Below are 15,173 nucleotides of genomic sequence, written 5' to 3'. Positions count from 1 at the left end.
GCCAGCTCTCCTCGTGTCCGCGCGCCGGCGGCCGCTCACCACCCGGCCCCGCACGCTCTCGTCCCGCAACGCTCTCGTCCCGTACCCGCCCGTCGCCGCGCCGCCGGGGATCCGGCGCCTCGGGGCGCCCGGCCGCCCGGCTCCGCAGCGACCCTCCAGGCTAACCCGTCCCCGCCCCGCTCCCCCGCCCCTTGCGGATCATCCTTCGGAGTAGGCCTCGCCGCCGAGCTCGAAGCCCGCGGTTCCGGCGGTGATGTCGGCGAGCCAGGCCCGGAAGGCCTCCACCTCCGCCTCCGGAAGGCCGATCTGGAGGGTGACGGCCTCGCCGTAGCGCACGTCCAGCACCGGCCGCCCGGTGGAGCGCAGGTCGTTCTGGGTCTTGCCGGCCCGCTGGTGGTCGACGGTGACGGTGGCCAGCCGGTAACGGTGCCGGGTGACCGTGCCGAGGGCGTCGAGGGCCTCGCCGACGACCCCTCCGTAGGCCCGGATGAGTCCACCGGCCCCCAGCTTCACCCCGCCGTAGTACCGGGTGACGACGGCCACGGCGTAGCGGATGTCGCGCCGGGTCAGCATCTGCAGCATGGGCACCCCGGCGGTTCCCCCGGGCTCCCCGTCGTCGCTGGCCTTCTGCACGGAGGCGTCGGCGCCGATCACGTAGGCGTAGCAGTTGTGCGAGGCGGTGGGGTGCTCCTTGCGGACGCGCGCGACGAACTCCTGCGCCTCCCGCTCGGTCGCCGCGGGCGCGAGCGAGCACAGGAACCGCGAGCGGTTGATCTCGGTTTCGTGCGTCCCCTCGCGGGCCACCGTCACGTACTGGTCTGCCTTCACCGCTCCACCCTACGGGGAATCGGACACCTGTCCTTTTCGTTGAGGCGGGCAGACCAGAGCGGTCCTGACCAGCAGGAGGCGGCACGCGTGCACGGCGACCACGGAGACCCGGCGACCATCCGCAAGATCCTCACCGAGCTCGGTGACACCTGGGCCGTGGTGGGCCTGTCCAACAACGAGGACCGGGCGGCCTACGGCGTGGCCCGGGTGCTCAAGGCGTACGGCAAGCGGGTCGTGCCCGTCCATCCGAAGGCGGAGACGGTGCACGGGGAGCCGGGGTACGCCTCGCTGGCGGCGATCCCGTTCGCGGTGGACGTGGTGGACGTCTTCGTGAACAGCGCGCTGGCCGGCGCGGTGGCCGACGAGGCCGTGGCGGTGGGCGCCCGGGCCGTCTGGTTCCAGCTGGGCGTGGTCGACGGGGCCGCCTTCGCCCGGACCCGCGAAGCCGGGCTCGACATGGTCATGGACCGCTGCCCCGCGATCGAGATCCCCGCCCTGTAGGGTCCCCGGCCGCGCCCGGTGTCAGCCGCGCGCCCGGTGTCAGCCGCGCGCCCGGTGTCAGCCGGCCGCGCCCGGGCCCCGGACCGGCGGGATCGACACGGCCATGGTCATGACCATCGCCGCGGAGCCCTCGTTCCGGTAGGCGTGCGGCACGTTCGCCTCGAAGGAGACGGCCCCGCCCGCCGGGACGACGTACCGGTCGTCGGCGACCTCCAGCGTCAGCTCCCCGGCCGTCACGTGCAGCATCTCGAAGGTGCCGGCCGGGTGCGGGTCGGAGGCCGTGCCGTCACCGGCCTCCAGCCGGTAGGTCCACATCTCCACCGGTCCGCGCCGGTCGTCACCGAGGAGCATGCGCGCCTCGCTGCCCGCGCCGCTGGACCACATCCGCACCCCCTGCCCCGGCTCCACCACCCGTACCTGCGGGCCGCGCTCGTGATCGAGCAGGGTGGTGATGCTCACCCCGAGGGCGTCCGCCAGCTTGACCGTGGTGCCCACGCTGGGATTCGTACGGGCCTGCTCGATCTGGATGATCATGCCGCGGCTCACCCCCGCGCGGGCCGCCAGCGCGTCCAGGGTGAATCCGCGCTCCCCGCGCCACCGCTTGAGGTTCCGGGCGAGCGCCTGGGTGAGCTGTTCGAGATCCGACACCATTCCGTCCAATATTTTGGATGACACAGTTCAACAGACTGAACTAACCTGCGGTGTATTCGATGCTGCACTCCACCGTTCACCGAACTGTACTGCGAGGCCCTGCCATGACCGCCCTGTTCGCCCTGGCCACAGCCGTGCTGTGGGGCCTCGCCGACTTCGGCGGCGGGCTGCTGACCCGCCGGATACCGGCGCTGACGGTGGTCGTGGCCTCCCAGATCGTCGCCGTCCTGGTCCTCGGGACGATCGTGATCGCCACCGGCGCCTGGCGGGAGACCGGGCCGCAGCTGTGGTTCGCGGTGGGCGCGGGGCTGGTCGGCCCGGCGGCCATGCTCGCCTTCTACAAGGCGCTCGCCCTCGGCCCGATGGGCGTGGTCTCCCCGCTCGGCTCCATCGGCGTCGTCGTACCGGTCGGGGCGGGGCTGGCCCTGGGCGAACGGCCGGGCGCGGGCCAGTTCGCGGGCATCGCGGTGGCCCTCGTCGGCATCATCCTCGCCGGGGGTCCCGAACTGCGCGGAGCTCCCGTGCAGCGGCAGGCGATCGTACTGACCCTGCTCGCGGCCTTCGGCTTCGGCGCGGTCATGGCCCTGATCGCCCAGGCCTCCACCACGCTGACGGGCCTGTTCCTCGCGCTCTTCGTCCAGCGGGTGACCAACGTCGCCGTGGGCGGCGCCGCCCTGTGGGCGCAGGTCCGGCGCGGCGCCCCGGCCCTGCCCGCCGGCACCGGACCGCGCCTGCTGTGGAGCCTGCTGCCGGCCCTGGCCTTCGTCGGGCTGGCGGACGTCGCCGCGAACGGCACGTACGCGGTCGCCGCCCAGAGCGGCCCGGTGACCGTGGCCGCCGTAGTGTCCTCGCTCTACCCGGTGGTCACGGCGTTCGCCGCCTTCGCCGTGCTCCGGGAACGGCTGCGCGGCATCCAGGCGGCGGGCGCCGGGCTGGCCCTCGCGGGCACGGTCCTGCTGGCGGCGGGCTGACCCCGCCGGCGCGGCGCCGCCGGACCGACCGTACGACCTGGCCCCCTCGACGCGGCCCCGCACGACCGGCCCCCGCAGGAGCGGCCCCTACGACGTGGCCCCGGACGACCGGCCCCGTCCGGCCCGCCCTCAGGACTGCTCTGCCTCCGCGAGCAGCGCCAGCCCGCGCAGCTGCTCCGGCGTCATCCCGTCGGGGATCGGCACCGGGGCCGGGGTGCGCAGCGGGGGCTGCCAGCCGGTCTCGGGCTCCCAGCGGCGCACGATCCTGGCCGGCGCGCCCGCGACCACCGCGTGGTCGGGCACCTCGCCCCGTACGACGGCGCCCGCGGCCACCACGACGTTGCGGCCCAGCCGCGCCCCCGGGAGGATCACCGCGCCGGTGCCCAGCCAGCAGCCCGGCCCGATCTCCACCGGCTCGCTGCGGGGCCACTGCCTGCCGACGGGCTCGTGCGGGTCGTCGTAACTGTGGTTGGTGGAGGTGATGTACACCCCGGGACCGCAGAAGGTGTCGTCGCCGATGGTGATCCGGGTGTCGGCGATGACGTGGCTGCCGCGGCCCAGCACCACCCCGTTGCCCAGCACCAGCACCGGATCGGGTCCGAGGTCGAGGTCCGGCATCATCCCGGCGGTCAGGGTGACCTGCTCCGCGATGATGCAGTGCGCGCCGAGCCGGATCCACGGCTCGCCGAAGACGGTGCCCTGCGGGAAGGCGAGCCGGGTGCCCTCGCCGATCGCGCCGAAGCGCAGCCGCCCCGGGTGCTGCGCGGTGACCGCGCCCGCCCGCTGCATCCAGCGCCAGCCCGCGTGCACCGCACGGCTGGCGACCCGGCGGCGCAGGGCCGTCAGCGATGAGAACGTGTTCTGGTTCTTCGGCACCCGGCCACGGTAGTGGCCGCCGCCCCGGACGGCCCGGCCGCCTTCCTGTGATCTTCACCCCATCGCCGGGCCGCGGCGGGGCGTGCCCTACGGTGCCCGTAGCGCGGCATACGGAACCAGAGGGAAGTGACCCATGGCGCATCAGGCACACCAGGGCCAGGCAGGACTCATCGCGGGCGTCGGCGACCGGCAGCCGTCCGTGGACCCGGCGGCCTTCACCGCTCCGACCTCCGTCGTCGTCGGCGACGTCACCCTGTCCGCGGGGGCCAGCGTCTGGTACTCGGCGGTGCTGCGCGCCGACTGCGGACCGATCACGCTCGGCCCGGACAGCAACGTGCAGGACAACTGCACGGTCCATGTCGACCCCGGCTTCCCGGTCTCCATCGGCGCGCGCGTGTCCATCGGGCACAACGCCGTCGTGCACGGCTGCACCGTCGAGGACGACTGCCTGATCGGGATGGGCGCGACCGTACTGAACGGGGCCGTGATCGGCGCCGGTTCGCTGGTGGCCGCGCAGGCCCTGGTCCCGCAGGGCATGGTGGTCCCGCCCGGCTCGCTGGTCGCGGGCGTGCCGGCCAAGGTGCGGCGGGAGCTCACGGCGGAGGAACGCGAGGGCATCAAGGTCAACGCCCTGATGTACAACGAGCTGGCCGAGCAGCACCGCGCCTCGGTGACGCCGGACGCCTGAGCGGGCAGCGGGCGGCGGTACGGGGACGGCGCGGGCGCGGCGGCGGACCTCAGTCGGAGGTGGACCTCAGTCGGAGGTGACCGCCGCGGCCGTGGCCGCCCCGGTCTGCGCCGCCGTCTCCTCGCGGACGGCGGCGGCGGCCTTCTTGACCCGCCGGCGCAGGACCAGCGTCACGGTGAGCCCGATCAGCAGGGCCACCACCAGCGCCAGCCAGGAGAACCGCTTGATCCACGGCTCGGCGACGATCCCGACGCTGTAGATGACGGCCGTGGTGCCGCCGGCCCACAGGACGCCGCCGAGGACGTTCGCGATCAGGAACCGCCAGTACGGCATGCGCAGCACACCGGCCAGCGGGCCCGCGAAGATCCGCAGCAGGGCCACGAAGCGGCCGAAGAAGACGGCCCACATGCCCCACTTGTCGAAGGAACGCTCCGCCAGGGCCACGTGCTCGGGCCCGAAGTGCTTGGGGAAACGCCGGCCGAGCCGCTCCAGCAGCGGCTTGCCGCCCCGGCGGCCGATCGCGTACCCGATGGAGTCGCCGACGATCGCCCCCGCGATCGCGCACAGGCCCAGCACCACGGGGTCGATGTGGCCCTGCTGCGAGGCCAGCAGGGCCGCGCTGACCAGGATGATCTCCCCCGGCAGCGGGATGCCGAGGCTCTCCAGTCCGATGACCAGGCCCACCAGGAGATAGACACTGATCGCCGGAATCGTCTCCAGCCATTCCTGGATGTGCACCGGAACGTCCTCCCGAGTCCTCACCGGCGCGCCCCCGTGACACGCCGAACGGGCAGCCTATCCGCTCCGCACCACAGCCTTCCCCCGCAGCGGGAGTTCGCGGGAGGAACGACCGGCGAACACCTCGCGGAGTCCTGAACCCGGCACCCACGCCTGCCGCCCCGGGTCCCAGGAGGACAGGGTCCGCGCGTCCACGTCGAGGGTGACCCGCTGGGACTCCCCCGGCGCGAGGGCCAGCCGCCGGTACCCGGCGAGGGCGCGCGCCGGCTGCTCCGCCCGCAGCTCCGCGGACGGGCCGACGTAGACCTGCGCCACCTCGGTGCCCCGCCGGCCGCCGGTGTTGCGGACGGTGAACTCGACGCGCAGGCCGCCGTGTTCGGGGCGCACGGCGAGGTCCGCGTAGGCGAAGGTGGTGTACGAGAGCCCGTGGCCGAAGGGGAACAGCGGGGCCACCCGCCGTGCGTCGTACCAGCGGTGGCCGACGTGGACGCCCTCGGCGTACTCCAGCCGGCCGCCCGCGCCCGGGTAGCGCGCCGGGTCCCCGGCGACGGGGGTGGCCCGCTCGTCGGCCGGGAAGGTCTGGGTCAGCCGGCCCCCCGGGTCCGCGTCCCCGAAGAGGACGTCGGCGGTGGCGCCCGCGCCCTCCTGGCCCGGGTAGTACATCTGGAGGACGGCCCCGGTACGGGCGAGCCAGGGCATGGCCGTCGCGGACGGGGTGTTCAGGACCACCGTGGTGCGGGGATTGACGGCGGCGACGGCCTCGATCAGGGCCGGCTGGCCGCCGGGCAGCCCGAGCGAGGGGCGGTCCCGGCCCTCGGCGGTGTCCTCGTACGCGAACAGCACCACGCTGTGCGCCTCCCGGGCGGCCCGCACCGCCTCGGCGAGGTCGGCGGCCCGGGTGGCGCGGGTGGTGTGCCGCAGCCGGAAGCGCTGGCCGGCGGCGCCGCCCCGGGCGCTGACCTGGAGGCGGTGCGTCCCGGCCGCGAGCCGGACGCTGGCGCGGCGGACGGTCCTGCCGTCGGGGGCGGTTCCCGGCAGGCCCCCGGCGGGGGCCTCGGCCGCGCCCCGGAGCACGGGGAAGAGCTCCTTGCCGTCGAGGCGTACGGACGGCCGGGCGCCGGTGTGGTGGACGAGGAGGGTCCACTCGTCCTCGGCGGCCAGGGTGAAGCGGGCGTCGTGGCTCCAGGTGCGGCCGGGGGCGACGGCTCGGTCCTCCAGGTCGGCGGCCGGGGTCAGCGACGCCGCGGGGAGGGGCCGTCCGTAGACGTCCTCGCCGAGGGCGAAGCGGACGGTGGCGCCCTTCCCGGCCCGGCGTTCGATCGCGGTGAGCGGGGATTCGGCCCGCTCGGGCGGTACCCGCGCGCCGGCGCCCCCGCCGGTGCAGGGCACCAGGCCGGTGGCTCCGATCACCGCCAGCGACCGGGCGGCGGGCCCCGTCAGGGGCAGGGTCGCCCGGGCGTTGTGCAGCAGCACGGCGCCGGCGGTGGCCACCTTGCGGGCGGTGCGGGCCCCGGCGGCGGGGTCGCGGGCGGGCCGGGCGGGCGGGCGCGGGGCCAGCAGCCCGAAGCGGTCCATGGTGGTCAGGATCCGGCGCACGGCGGCGTCGACGGCCTCCTCGTGGACCGAGCCGCCGTGCACCGCCTCGCGCAGCGGGGCGCCGAAGCGGCTGCCGGAGGGCAGTTCCATGTCGAGGCCCGCCGCGATCGCGGCGACGGTGCCGTGGGGGGCGTCCCGGACGGACAGCACCCAGCCGTCGAAGCCCCACAGACCGCGCAGCACGTGTTCGATGAGCGGCCGGTTCTCGCAGGCGTAGCCGGCGTTCACCTTGTTGTGGGCGCCCGCCACGGCGCCCGCTCCGGCGGCGGCCGCGGCCTCGAAGCCGCGCAGTGCCGTCTCGTGGAGGGTCTGCTCGTCCGCGATGACGTCGACGGTGTCGCGGCCCTGCTCCTGGCTCGCGAGGGCGAAGCCCGTGGCGGCGGCGATCAGCCCCTCGTCCTGGATCCCGCGGACCACCTCGCCGACGAGGTCTGCGGTCAGCCGGGGGTCCTCGGCGAAGCTCTCGGCGTTGCGTCCCCCGTACGGGGTGCGGATGAGGCCGGCCGCCGGGGCCAGCAGGACGTCCTGGCCCAGGGCACGTCCCTCACGGCCCAGGACCCGGCCGTACTCGCGGGCCAGCGCCGGGTCGAAGGCCGAGGCGAGCAGGACGGGCGCGGGCAGTACGGTGGCGGGCTCCGCGACGCGGACCCCGGCGGGGCCGTCGGCGATCCGCAGCGGTGCGATCCCGAGGCGGGGCACGCCGGGCACGTATCCGGCCTGGCCCAGCGGAGCCGGGTCGCGGGCGCCGTGCAGCAGGGCGGTCTTCTCGTCGAGGGTGAGCCGCTCCAGCAGGGCGTCGACGCGGGCGCCGGCGGCGCTCTTGCCGCCTGCGGCCTTCCCGGCGGCCGGGGCCGGCGTACGGGGCAGGGCGCCGGGCGGCACGGTGGCCACGCAGCCCGTCGCGCCGAACAGGGGCCCGGCGGCGGCGCCCAGCGCGCCGAGCAGCCGGATCGCAAACCGTCTGGACACGGGCTGGCTCAACGGCGCTCCCTGGGCTGACGGGAGCGGCCCGCGCCGGACCGCTCCCGGGCCCACTGTGCGCCGCCCGCGCGGCGGGGCCCGCGAGGACGCGCCCTGGCCGGCCGAGGTTCAGCCCCGCGGCCGCTGCGGCCCGGCTCCGCCGCCGCGTCGCGGGTGGCCGCGGAGCCGGACGCGGACCGTCCAGGGGGCCCGTCCCGTCACGCGTTGGGGCGCAGCGTCCAGATGACGGTCATTTCGCCGGTGACGGCCTCGTCCTCGCGCTGGATGGCGATGGCGACGGGGAACTCGGGGCGGCCGCCCGCGTCGAGTTCGGCCACGACGTCGGCGGCCGGGCGGCCGAGGGTGGCGGTGGCGGTGACGACGCCCTTGGCGAGCTTCTTGTAGCCGATCTCGGCACGGACGGCCAGCGGCACGGCGCGCGAGAGCTGGTCGCCGAAGGCGGCCAGGACGATGGCGCCGCTCGCCGACTCGGCGAGGGTGAACATCGCGCCGGCGTGCGGGCCACCGACGTGGTTGTGGAAGGCGGGCTGGTCCGGCAGGCGGACGACCGCGCGCTCCGGGGTCGTCTCCAGGAACTCGAGGTTGAGGGTGGCCGCCATCGGCACGGTCTGGGCGAGCAGTTCGCCCACGTTCATCTGGTCTGCGCTCATGGAACGCGATGTTACCCACGAGTAGGCAGGTCTGGCCAGACCTGTCCGGGGGGCGGCCGTGGCTCCGGCCCCCCACGCCCACTATCGTTACCGGCCATGTGGCCAGGACAGCAGCAGCCGCCCGGGGGCGAACAGAACCCGCAGGGCGCGCAACAGAACCCGTACCAGCAGCAGCCGGGACAGCCGAACCCGTACCAGCAGCAGCCGCAGCCGGGGTTCGGGGAGCAGCAGCCCGGCTACGGGTACCCGCAGGCGGGCTACCAGACGCCGCCCCCGGTCCAGCCGTGGGGCCAGCAGCCCCCGCCGCCCCCGCAGCGCGGTGGCAGCCCGTTCGCGACCAGGACCGTGGCGATCGTCGCGGCCTCGGCCGTCGTGGTGACGGCCGCCGCCACCGCGGCCTTCGTCCTGACCCGGGACGACAAGAAGAACGACCAGGCCGACGGCAAGCCGGCCGCCTCCTCCTCGGCGTCCGCTCCGGCCGCCCCGGCCTCGCCCTCCGCGCCGGGCTCGAACCCGCGCGCCGGCGGCGACGTCAAGCCGGTCATCCCGGGCTGGAAGGTCGTGATCAACCCGAAGTACGGCACCGCCTTCGACGTCCCGCCCGAGTGGAAGGTGCTCGGTTCCGGCTACATCTCCGGCATCGAGGACGCGAACAAGAACGACGGCTCGCCGCTCGTCTCCTTCTCCGCACCCGCCTACTTGAAGGAAGAGTGGTGCAAGGTCGACTCCAACAAGGACGGCCACGAGGAGACCACCTCGCTGGCGGCCACCGGCACCAAGGGCGGCCAGGGCGCCAAGGACACCGCCGAGGCCGCGCGCAACGAGGCCGGCAACTGGGTGTTCGCGGGCTACGCGCAGAAGGCGCCCAAGGGCACCGTGAAGGTCACCGACCCCAAGGAGTACACGACCTCCTCGGGCCTCAAGGGGCACGTGGCGACCGCGACCGTGAGCGGCCAGCCGAAGACGGACAAGTGCTCCTCGGACGGCAAGAGCATCGCGTTCAGCTTCAAGACCACCAACGGTGACTTCTCCAGCTGGGTCCTCTACGGCGCCGCGAACGTGCCGGGCGAGGTCGACCAGACCACGTACGAGAAGATCCTGAGCTCGGTCCGCCTCACCACGGGCTGACCCGCGCCGCGCACCCCGCCGCCGGGGGCCGGTCACCCTCTTCCCGGTCATCGGATTCCCGGTCATCGGATTCCCGGTCATCGGATTGGATTCCCGGCCCCCGGCGGGGGATAGTCCGGGGGTGAGTCCTCCCCCCGCCTCCCCCGCCTCCGGCACGTCCGCGCGCGGCCGCCGGCCCGCCTGGGCCGGCCGCAACTACACCCTCCTCACGGGCGCCGCCGTCATCACCAACCTCGGCAGCCACGGGGCGCTCATCGCCGCCGCGTTCGCGGTGCTGGAGGCGGGCGGTTCCGGCGGGGACGTCGGCTTGGTGGCGGCCGCCCGTACGCTGCCCCTCGTCCTCTTCCTGCTCGTGGGCGGCGCGCTCGCCGACCGGCTGCCGCGGCACCGGGTGATGGTCGCCGCCAACGCCCTCAACTGCGTCTCGCAGGCCGCCTTCGCGGTCCTCGTCCTCGCCGGGGACCCCCAGCTGTGGCAGATGATGCTGCTCACCGCGCTCTGCGGCACGGGAACGGCCTTCTTCAACCCGGCCGCCGAGGGCATGCTGCTCTCCAGCGTCTCGGGCGAGCACTCCAACCGCGCCTTCGCGCTCTTCCGCATGGCCATGAACGGCGCGGGCATCGGCGGCGCGGCCCTGGGCGGCGCGATGATCGCGGCGATCGGGCCGGGCTGGGTCCTGGCCGTGGACGCGGTGGCCTTCGCGCTCGCCGGCGCCCTGCGCGCCTTCCTGGACGTGAGCCACGTCGCCGACCGGGCGCCCGGCGGGGGTCTGCTGGCCGACCTGCGCGAGGGCTGGACCGAGGTGCGCACCCGGCCCTGGCTGTGGAGCATCGTGCTCCAGTTCTCCGTGGTCGTCGCCGTCGTCGGCGCGGCCGAGGCGGTCTACGGTCCCCTCGTCGCCCGGGACGAGCTGGGCGGGCCGGCCCCCTGGGGCCTGGCGCTGGCCCTCTTCGGCGCGGGCACCATCGCCGGGGCGCTGCTGATGATGGTGTGGAAACCACGCCGTCTGCTGCTGGTGGGCACCCTGTGCGTGTTTCCGCTGGCGCTGCCCTCCGCGGGGCTGGCCGTGCCGCTGCCCGTGTGGGGGCTGTGCGCGGTGATGTTCGTCAGCGGCGCCGCGATCGAGGTGTTCGGCGTGAACTGGATGACCACGATGCACCAGGAGATACCGGAGGAGAAGTTCTCCCGGGTCTGCGCCTACGACTGGTTCGGCTCGGTGTCCATGCTCCCGCTGGCCACCGCCCTGGCGGGCCCGGCCGAGACCGCCTTCGGCCGTACTCCGGCCCTGTGGGGCTGCGCGGCGCTCGTGGTGGCGGGCACGGCGGCGGTGCTGTTCGTCCCCGACGTCCGCCGCATGACCCGAAAGCCCCCGCCCGCGCGGCCCGTCGCGACGTCCCCCGCCCCGCCCGCCGGATCCCCGAGGGCCGCCCCGGCCGACGCCGCCGCCTGACGGCCCGGGGGGGGATCCGGGCAGGCGCCGGAGGCCGGCCGGCCCCGGGGCGGCCTCAGCCCAGGCTGAACGCGCCGTGCGGCGGCTCCGGCGAGGCGACCGCGTCGGCGTCCACCACCGGCCGGGCCCCGCGCGCGAAGCGGGTGAGCGCCGCGCCCGACTCCACCCGGGCGGGGAATGCGTCACCGGCGCACCGCCGGGCCAGCGCGGCCACCGGCAGGGCGGTGTCCGAGGCCAGCAGCACCGCGTTGCCGAAGCGCCGCCCCCGCAGCACCCCCGGTTCCGCGATCAGCGCCAGCTCCCCGAAGACGGCCCCGAAGTTCGCCAGCTGGGCCCGCAGGAAGCCGAACGGCGCCCCGTCGGCCAGGTTGGCCGCGTACAGCCCGCCGGGCCGCAGGACCCGGGCCGCCTCCCGCGCGTACTCCACCGAGGTCAGCTGGGCGGGTACCCGCGAGCCCCCGAAGACGTCGGCGACGATCACGTCCGCGCTGCCGGCCGGGGCGGAGCCCAGCCAGGCCCGCGCGTCGGCTGCGCGCACGTCCACCTCCGCCCCGGCGGGCAGCGGCAGGTGCTCGGCGACCAGCGCCACCAGCCCGGCGTCGAACTCCACCACCGTCTGGCGGGAGCCCGGCCGGGTCGCGGCGGCGTAGCGCGGCAGGGTCAGGGCGCCACCGCCCAGGTGCAGCAGGTCCAGCGGCGCTCCCGGCCGCGCCGCGCAGTCCAGGACGTGCGCGAGGCGGCGGACGTACTCGAACTCCAGGTGCTCCGGCTCGTCGAGGTCGACGTACGACTGCGGGGCCCCGTCCACGGTGAGCAGCCAGGCCCGCTCCCGGTCCACGTCCGGCATCAGCTTGGCGGTGCCCTGGCCCACTTCCCGGATCACCGGGATCTGTTCGTCGCTCACCCCACCATTGTCAGGGCGCCGCCGGACCCTCCCAGACCTCCCTGGCCGCCGTCACGTGGGCGGCGGCCTGCGCCAGCCCGGCCCGCGCGGCAGGGTCGCGGCGGGCGGGGTCCAGCACATTGCGCCCGAACGCCCGGCGGGCCTCGGCGGACGGGGTGATCAGCAGCACCCGGGCGCCGTCGGCGCGCAGCCGGGCGGCCTGCGCGGCGGGCGAGGGGACCTTGCCGGCGCCGAGCGCCAGCGGGGCCAGGACGACCACCCTGCGGTACCCGGCGGCGAGGTCGGCGTTGGTGGCGGAGCGGACCCCGCCGTCGATGAAGCGGCGTCCGCCCACCGTCACCGGGGGCCAGACCCCGGGGACGGCGCAGCTCGCGGAGACGGCCTCCACCAGTCCGGCGGGGCCCTCCCGGTCGAAGGCGGCGGCCTCCCCGCTGTGCGCGTCGACGGCGGTGACGACGAGGCGCCGCTCGGGCCACTCGCGCAAGGGGAGCCGGGCTTCCAGCACGGCGCGCCGCTCCGCCTCGTCCGGGGTGCGGGCGGCGAGCGCCATCGCGCCGACCAGCCTGCGGTAGCCGGCGGCGTCGCGGGAGCGGGCCAAGGCCAGGGCGTACCGGGCCACGGTGCCCGCGCCGATGCGCGCCGCCGCCTCCCCGGCGGCGTCGCCGAGCTGGCGCTCGTACAGCTCCTGCGGGGTGAACAGCCCGGAGGTGAGCTGGGCGCCGACCACCGAGCCGGCGGAGGTGCCGACGACGAGGTCGGCGCCGGTCAGGTCCACTCCGGCGCGGGCGAGCCCGTAGAGGATGCCGGTCTCCCAGCCGATGCCGGTCAGTCCTCCGCCGCCGAGCACCAGTGCCGTGTCGCCGCTCATCGCCGCCGCCCTTCGCCGGTCCGCACGCTGTGACGGCAGTCTGGCGCAGGACCGCCGCCGTCACCACACCGGGGCTCAGCCGACCTCGGTCACCGTGCCCGCGGCCACGGTGCGGCCGCCCTCGCGGACGGCGAAGCCGAGGCCCGCCTCCAGGGGGACGTCCCGTCCGAGCTCGACGGTCATGGTGACCGTCTCGCCGGGCCGGGCCACCGCGGCCGCGCCCAGGTCCACGTCGCCGACCACGTCGGCGGTGCGGATGTAGAACTGCGGCCGGTAGCCGGAGGAGACGGGCGTGGTGCGCCCGCCCTCCCGGGCGGAGAGCACGTGCACCCGCGCCGTGAAGCGACGGCGGGGCGTCACGCTGCCGGGCGCGGCGACCACGTCCCCGCGGCGCACGCCGTCGCGCGGCACCCCGCGCAGGAGCAGCGCGACGTTGTCCCCGGCCTCGGCGGACTCCATCGGCTTCCCGAAGGTCTCCAGGCCGGTCACCACGGTCAGGACGGGCTCCCCGGCGGCGCCGAGCACGCTGACGCGGTCGCCCGTGCGGACGGTGCCGCGCTCGACGGCGCCGGTGACGACGGTGCCGCGCCCGGTGATGGTCAGGACGTTCTCGACGGGCAGCAGGAACGGCGCGTCGGTGTAGCGCACGGGCACCGGGACGTACGTGTCCACCGCGTCCAGCAGCGCCTGGACCGCCCCGGTCCACCGGGGGTCGCCCGCCAGCGCCTTGAGCCCGGAGACCCGTACGACCGGAGCGGTGTCCCCGCCGTAGCCGTGCGCGGTGAGCAGCTCGCGGACCTCCAGCTCGACGAGGTCGGTCAGCTCCGGGTCCCCGGCGTCGGCCTTGTTGAGGGCGACCACGATGTGGTCGACCCCGACCTGGCGGGCGAGGAGCACGTGCTCGGCGGTCTGCGGCATGATCCCGTCGAGGGCGGAGACGACGAGGATCGCCCCGTCCAGCTGGGCCGCGCCGGTGACCATGTTCTTGATGTAGTCGGCGTGGCCGGGCATGTCGACGTGGGCGTAGTGCCGGGTGTCGGTCTCGTACTCGACGTGCGTGAGGTTGATGGTGATGCCGCGCTCGGCCTCCTCGGGGGACCGGTCGATGCGCTCGAACGGGACGTAGGAGGCGCCGCCGCGCTCGGCGAGGACCTTGGTGATGGCCGCGGTGAGGGTGGTCTTGCCGTGGTCGACGTGACCCATGGTGCCGATGTTGAGGTGCGGCTTGGTGCGGGTGAAGGCCGTCTTGGCCATGATGTTCTTCCCGTGGCTCGAAGCGTGGAACGGGACCCCCGGAGCGGACCGACCCTCCCCCTGCGGGGTCCGCCGGACGATCCGGGAAGGGTCAGCTTCGTGCGCCGCCGTATGCCGCGAAGGCATCGGCGACGAAGCCTGCTGCGGGGAAGGCGGGGGCGGCGGGAAGGCCGGGAACGCGGACGGAGAGGACGGAGAGGACGGCAGCCTTCGGCGCGTCCGCGACTGCGGACGGTGCTGTGGGGAAGGCGTGCCGGAACATGGGGCCGATCCTGCCGGACGGGCGCGCGGGCGTCGAACGGTTTTCCGCGTGCCGGGCGCCCGACGCCCGTCCCCTCAGAGGTTCTTGAGGGCCTCGCGCGCCGACAGCGGTGACAGCAGGTCCCCCGCGGAGGCGACGAAGGCGCGGACGGCGCCCGGGTCGGTCTTGGCGTACTCGCGCAGGGCCCAGCCGATGGCCTTGCGGACGAAGAAGTCGGGATGCCCCGCCTGCCGGCGGCAGTACGCGAACAGCCGCCCGGCGTCGGTGGCGGACTTGCAGGCGAGCTGGTGCAGCAGCGCGGCGCGGACCAGCCAGCGGTCCTCGTCCCCGATCCAGGCGTCTATGACCGCCGTCAGCTCCGGGTCGGCGGCCACCAGCGGGCCGACCGTGTGCGCGGCGAGCAGGTCCACGGTGTCCCACCACGGCTGCGTGACGATCAGGTGCCGGACCACCGGCAGGAAACCGGAGGAGCAGCACGGGACGTGCCGGCGCAGGTAGTCCACGGCGAAGTACCGGTACTCACGTTCCGCGAGCTCCCAGCAGCGCAGCGCGAGCGCCGCGCAGTCCGTTTCCGTGGGGCGCGGAGTGTCCTTCGTCACGGCCGCGGACAGTTGACGCCGCAGCGGGGTGCGGATCCCTAGGAAGGGGGCGACGTCCTTCATGTACGCGGCCATGGGCGCGGCCTGCGCCGGGTCCGCGGCGGCCCCGTACGCGGCGGTGAGCCGCTCCAGGAGGAGGTCCGCGAGGGCGCTGTGCGGGATGCCCGGGGGGCGTCGGGTGTTCGGCCGCATGAGGCCCAGATTACGGCCGGGCGCCGGACATCTCGG

Annotated in this window: 15 protein-coding genes; 5 read left to right on the top strand and 10 right to left on the bottom strand. The window is 75.4% G+C overall.

Annotation, left to right across the window (positions count from 1 at the left end; translation table 11 throughout):
- Positions 1–198: 198 nt before the first annotated feature.
- Positions 199–828, bottom strand: a complete 630-nt coding sequence (locus ACFYYT_RS00295; protein WP_351827495.1) for a YigZ family protein — start codon at positions 826–828, stop codon at positions 199–201.
- An 87-nt stretch (positions 829–915) separates the two neighbouring features.
- Here ACFYYT_RS00295 and ACFYYT_RS00290 point away from each other — a divergent pair, with 87 nt between their 5' ends.
- Positions 916–1,329, top strand: a complete 414-nt coding sequence (locus tag ACFYYT_RS00290) for a CoA-binding protein (protein WP_351827498.1) — start codon at positions 916–918, stop codon at positions 1,327–1,329.
- A gap of 57 nt (positions 1,330–1,386) precedes the next feature.
- Here ACFYYT_RS00290 and ACFYYT_RS00285 read toward each other — a convergent pair whose 3' ends face one another.
- Positions 1,387–1,977 (bottom strand): XRE family transcriptional regulator, encoded by a 591-nt coding sequence (locus ACFYYT_RS00285; protein WP_351827574.1) that lies wholly within the window; start codon positions 1,975–1,977, stop codon positions 1,387–1,389.
- Between the two features lie 107 nt (positions 1,978–2,084).
- Between ACFYYT_RS00285 and ACFYYT_RS00280 the strand changes: the two genes are divergently transcribed.
- Positions 2,085–2,951 carry a DMT family transporter gene (locus tag ACFYYT_RS00280; RefSeq protein WP_351827501.1) on the top strand — a complete coding sequence of 289 codons (867 nt, stop codon included), beginning with the start codon at positions 2,085–2,087 and terminating at the stop codon, positions 2,949–2,951.
- Positions 2,952–3,080: 129 nt separating this feature from the next.
- Here ACFYYT_RS00280 and ACFYYT_RS00275 read toward each other — a convergent pair whose 3' ends face one another.
- Positions 3,081–3,827, bottom strand: coding sequence for an acyltransferase (locus ACFYYT_RS00275; RefSeq protein ID WP_351827504.1), 747 nt, complete (start codon positions 3,825–3,827; stop codon positions 3,081–3,083).
- Between the two features lie 133 nt (positions 3,828–3,960).
- On the opposite strand from ACFYYT_RS00275, the gene ACFYYT_RS00270 reads away from it, so the two are divergent.
- Complete coding sequence (locus ACFYYT_RS00270) at positions 3,961–4,515, top strand: gamma carbonic anhydrase family protein (RefSeq protein ID WP_351827506.1); 555 nt, start codon at positions 3,961–3,963, stop codon at positions 4,513–4,515.
- Positions 4,516–4,581: 66 nt separating this feature from the next.
- On the opposite strand, the gene ACFYYT_RS00265 is transcribed toward ACFYYT_RS00270, so the two are convergent.
- From ACFYYT_RS00265 to ACFYYT_RS00255, 3 genes are all read right to left on the bottom strand, one after another.
- Entirely contained in the window at positions 4,582–5,253 is a 672-nt protein-coding gene (locus ACFYYT_RS00265; protein ID WP_351827508.1) for a DedA family protein, read from the bottom strand.
- A gap of 57 nt (positions 5,254–5,310) precedes the next feature.
- Complete coding sequence (locus ACFYYT_RS00260) at positions 5,311–7,818, bottom strand: glycoside hydrolase family 3 C-terminal domain-containing protein (protein ID WP_351827511.1); 2,508 nt, start codon at positions 7,816–7,818, stop codon at positions 5,311–5,313.
- Between the two features lie 209 nt (positions 7,819–8,027).
- Positions 8,028–8,480, bottom strand: a complete 453-nt coding sequence (locus tag ACFYYT_RS00255) for a DUF4442 domain-containing protein (protein WP_351827514.1) — start codon at positions 8,478–8,480, stop codon at positions 8,028–8,030.
- Positions 8,481–8,576: 96 nt separating this feature from the next.
- On the opposite strand from ACFYYT_RS00255, the gene ACFYYT_RS00250 reads away from it, so the two are divergent.
- On the top strand, positions 8,577–9,608 hold the full coding sequence (locus tag ACFYYT_RS00250) for a hypothetical protein (protein WP_351827517.1): 1,032 nt from the start codon (positions 8,577–8,579) through the stop codon (positions 9,606–9,608).
- Positions 9,609–9,729: 121 nt separating this feature from the next.
- On the top strand, positions 9,730–11,058 hold the full coding sequence (locus tag ACFYYT_RS00245) for an MFS transporter (RefSeq protein WP_351827519.1): 1,329 nt from the start codon (positions 9,730–9,732) through the stop codon (positions 11,056–11,058).
- Positions 11,059–11,113: 55 nt separating this feature from the next.
- Here ACFYYT_RS00245 and ACFYYT_RS00240 read toward each other — a convergent pair whose 3' ends face one another.
- From ACFYYT_RS00240 to ACFYYT_RS00225, 4 genes are all read right to left on the bottom strand, one after another.
- Positions 11,114–11,905 (bottom strand): fused MFS/spermidine synthase, encoded by a 792-nt coding sequence (locus ACFYYT_RS00240; RefSeq protein WP_351827577.1) that lies wholly within the window; start codon positions 11,903–11,905, stop codon positions 11,114–11,116.
- A gap of 67 nt (positions 11,906–11,972) precedes the next feature.
- Positions 11,973–12,830: a patatin-like phospholipase family protein gene (locus tag ACFYYT_RS00235; RefSeq protein WP_351827522.1), complete on the bottom strand. Its 858-nt coding sequence runs from the start codon at positions 12,828–12,830 to the stop codon at positions 11,973–11,975.
- Positions 12,831–12,905: 75 nt separating this feature from the next.
- A complete protein-coding gene (gene tuf / locus ACFYYT_RS00230) occupies positions 12,906–14,084 on the bottom strand; it encodes an elongation factor Tu (protein ID WP_351827525.1) in 1,179 nt (392 codons plus the stop codon).
- A 336-nt stretch (positions 14,085–14,420) separates the two neighbouring features.
- Positions 14,421–15,137: a DNA alkylation repair protein gene (locus ACFYYT_RS00225; protein ID WP_351827527.1), complete on the bottom strand. Its 717-nt coding sequence runs from the start codon at positions 15,135–15,137 to the stop codon at positions 14,421–14,423.
- Positions 15,138–15,173 lie beyond the last annotated feature (36 nt).

Source organism: Streptomyces sp. NPDC002032 (assembly GCF_042890765.1).
GTDB lineage: Bacteria > Actinomycetota > Actinomycetes > Streptomycetales > Streptomycetaceae > Streptomyces.
The sequence above is the reverse complement of the archived record's forward strand: the minus strand, read 5'-3'. Positions and strand labels throughout refer to the sequence as shown.

What these genes read in the sequence shown, in the direction of transcription:
- ACFYYT_RS00255 (WP_351827514.1), bottom strand. Translation starts at nt 8,480, where the DNA reads ATGAGCGCAGACCAGATGAACGTGGGCGAACTGCTCGCCCAGACCGTG.
- ACFYYT_RS00280 (WP_351827501.1), top strand. Translation starts at nt 2,085, where the DNA reads ATGACCGCCCTGTTCGCCCTGGCCACAGCCGTGCTGTGGGGCCTCGCC.
- ACFYYT_RS00270 (WP_351827506.1), top strand. Translation starts at nt 3,961, where the DNA reads ATGGCGCATCAGGCACACCAGGGCCAGGCAGGACTCATCGCGGGCGTC.
- ACFYYT_RS00235 (WP_351827522.1), bottom strand. Translation starts at nt 12,830, where the DNA reads ATGAGCGGCGACACGGCACTGGTGCTCGGCGGCGGAGGACTGACCGGC.
- ACFYYT_RS00250 (WP_351827517.1), top strand. Translation starts at nt 8,577, where the DNA reads ATGTGGCCAGGACAGCAGCAGCCGCCCGGGGGCGAACAGAACCCGCAG.
- tuf (WP_351827525.1), bottom strand. Translation starts at nt 14,084, where the DNA reads ATGGCCAAGACGGCCTTCACCCGCACCAAGCCGCACCTCAACATCGGC.
- ACFYYT_RS00240 (WP_351827577.1), bottom strand. Translation starts at nt 11,905, where the DNA reads ATGCCGGACGTGGACCGGGAGCGGGCCTGGCTGCTCACCGTGGACGGG.
- ACFYYT_RS00225 (WP_351827527.1), bottom strand. Translation starts at nt 15,137, where the DNA reads ATGCGGCCGAACACCCGACGCCCCCCGGGCATCCCGCACAGCGCCCTC.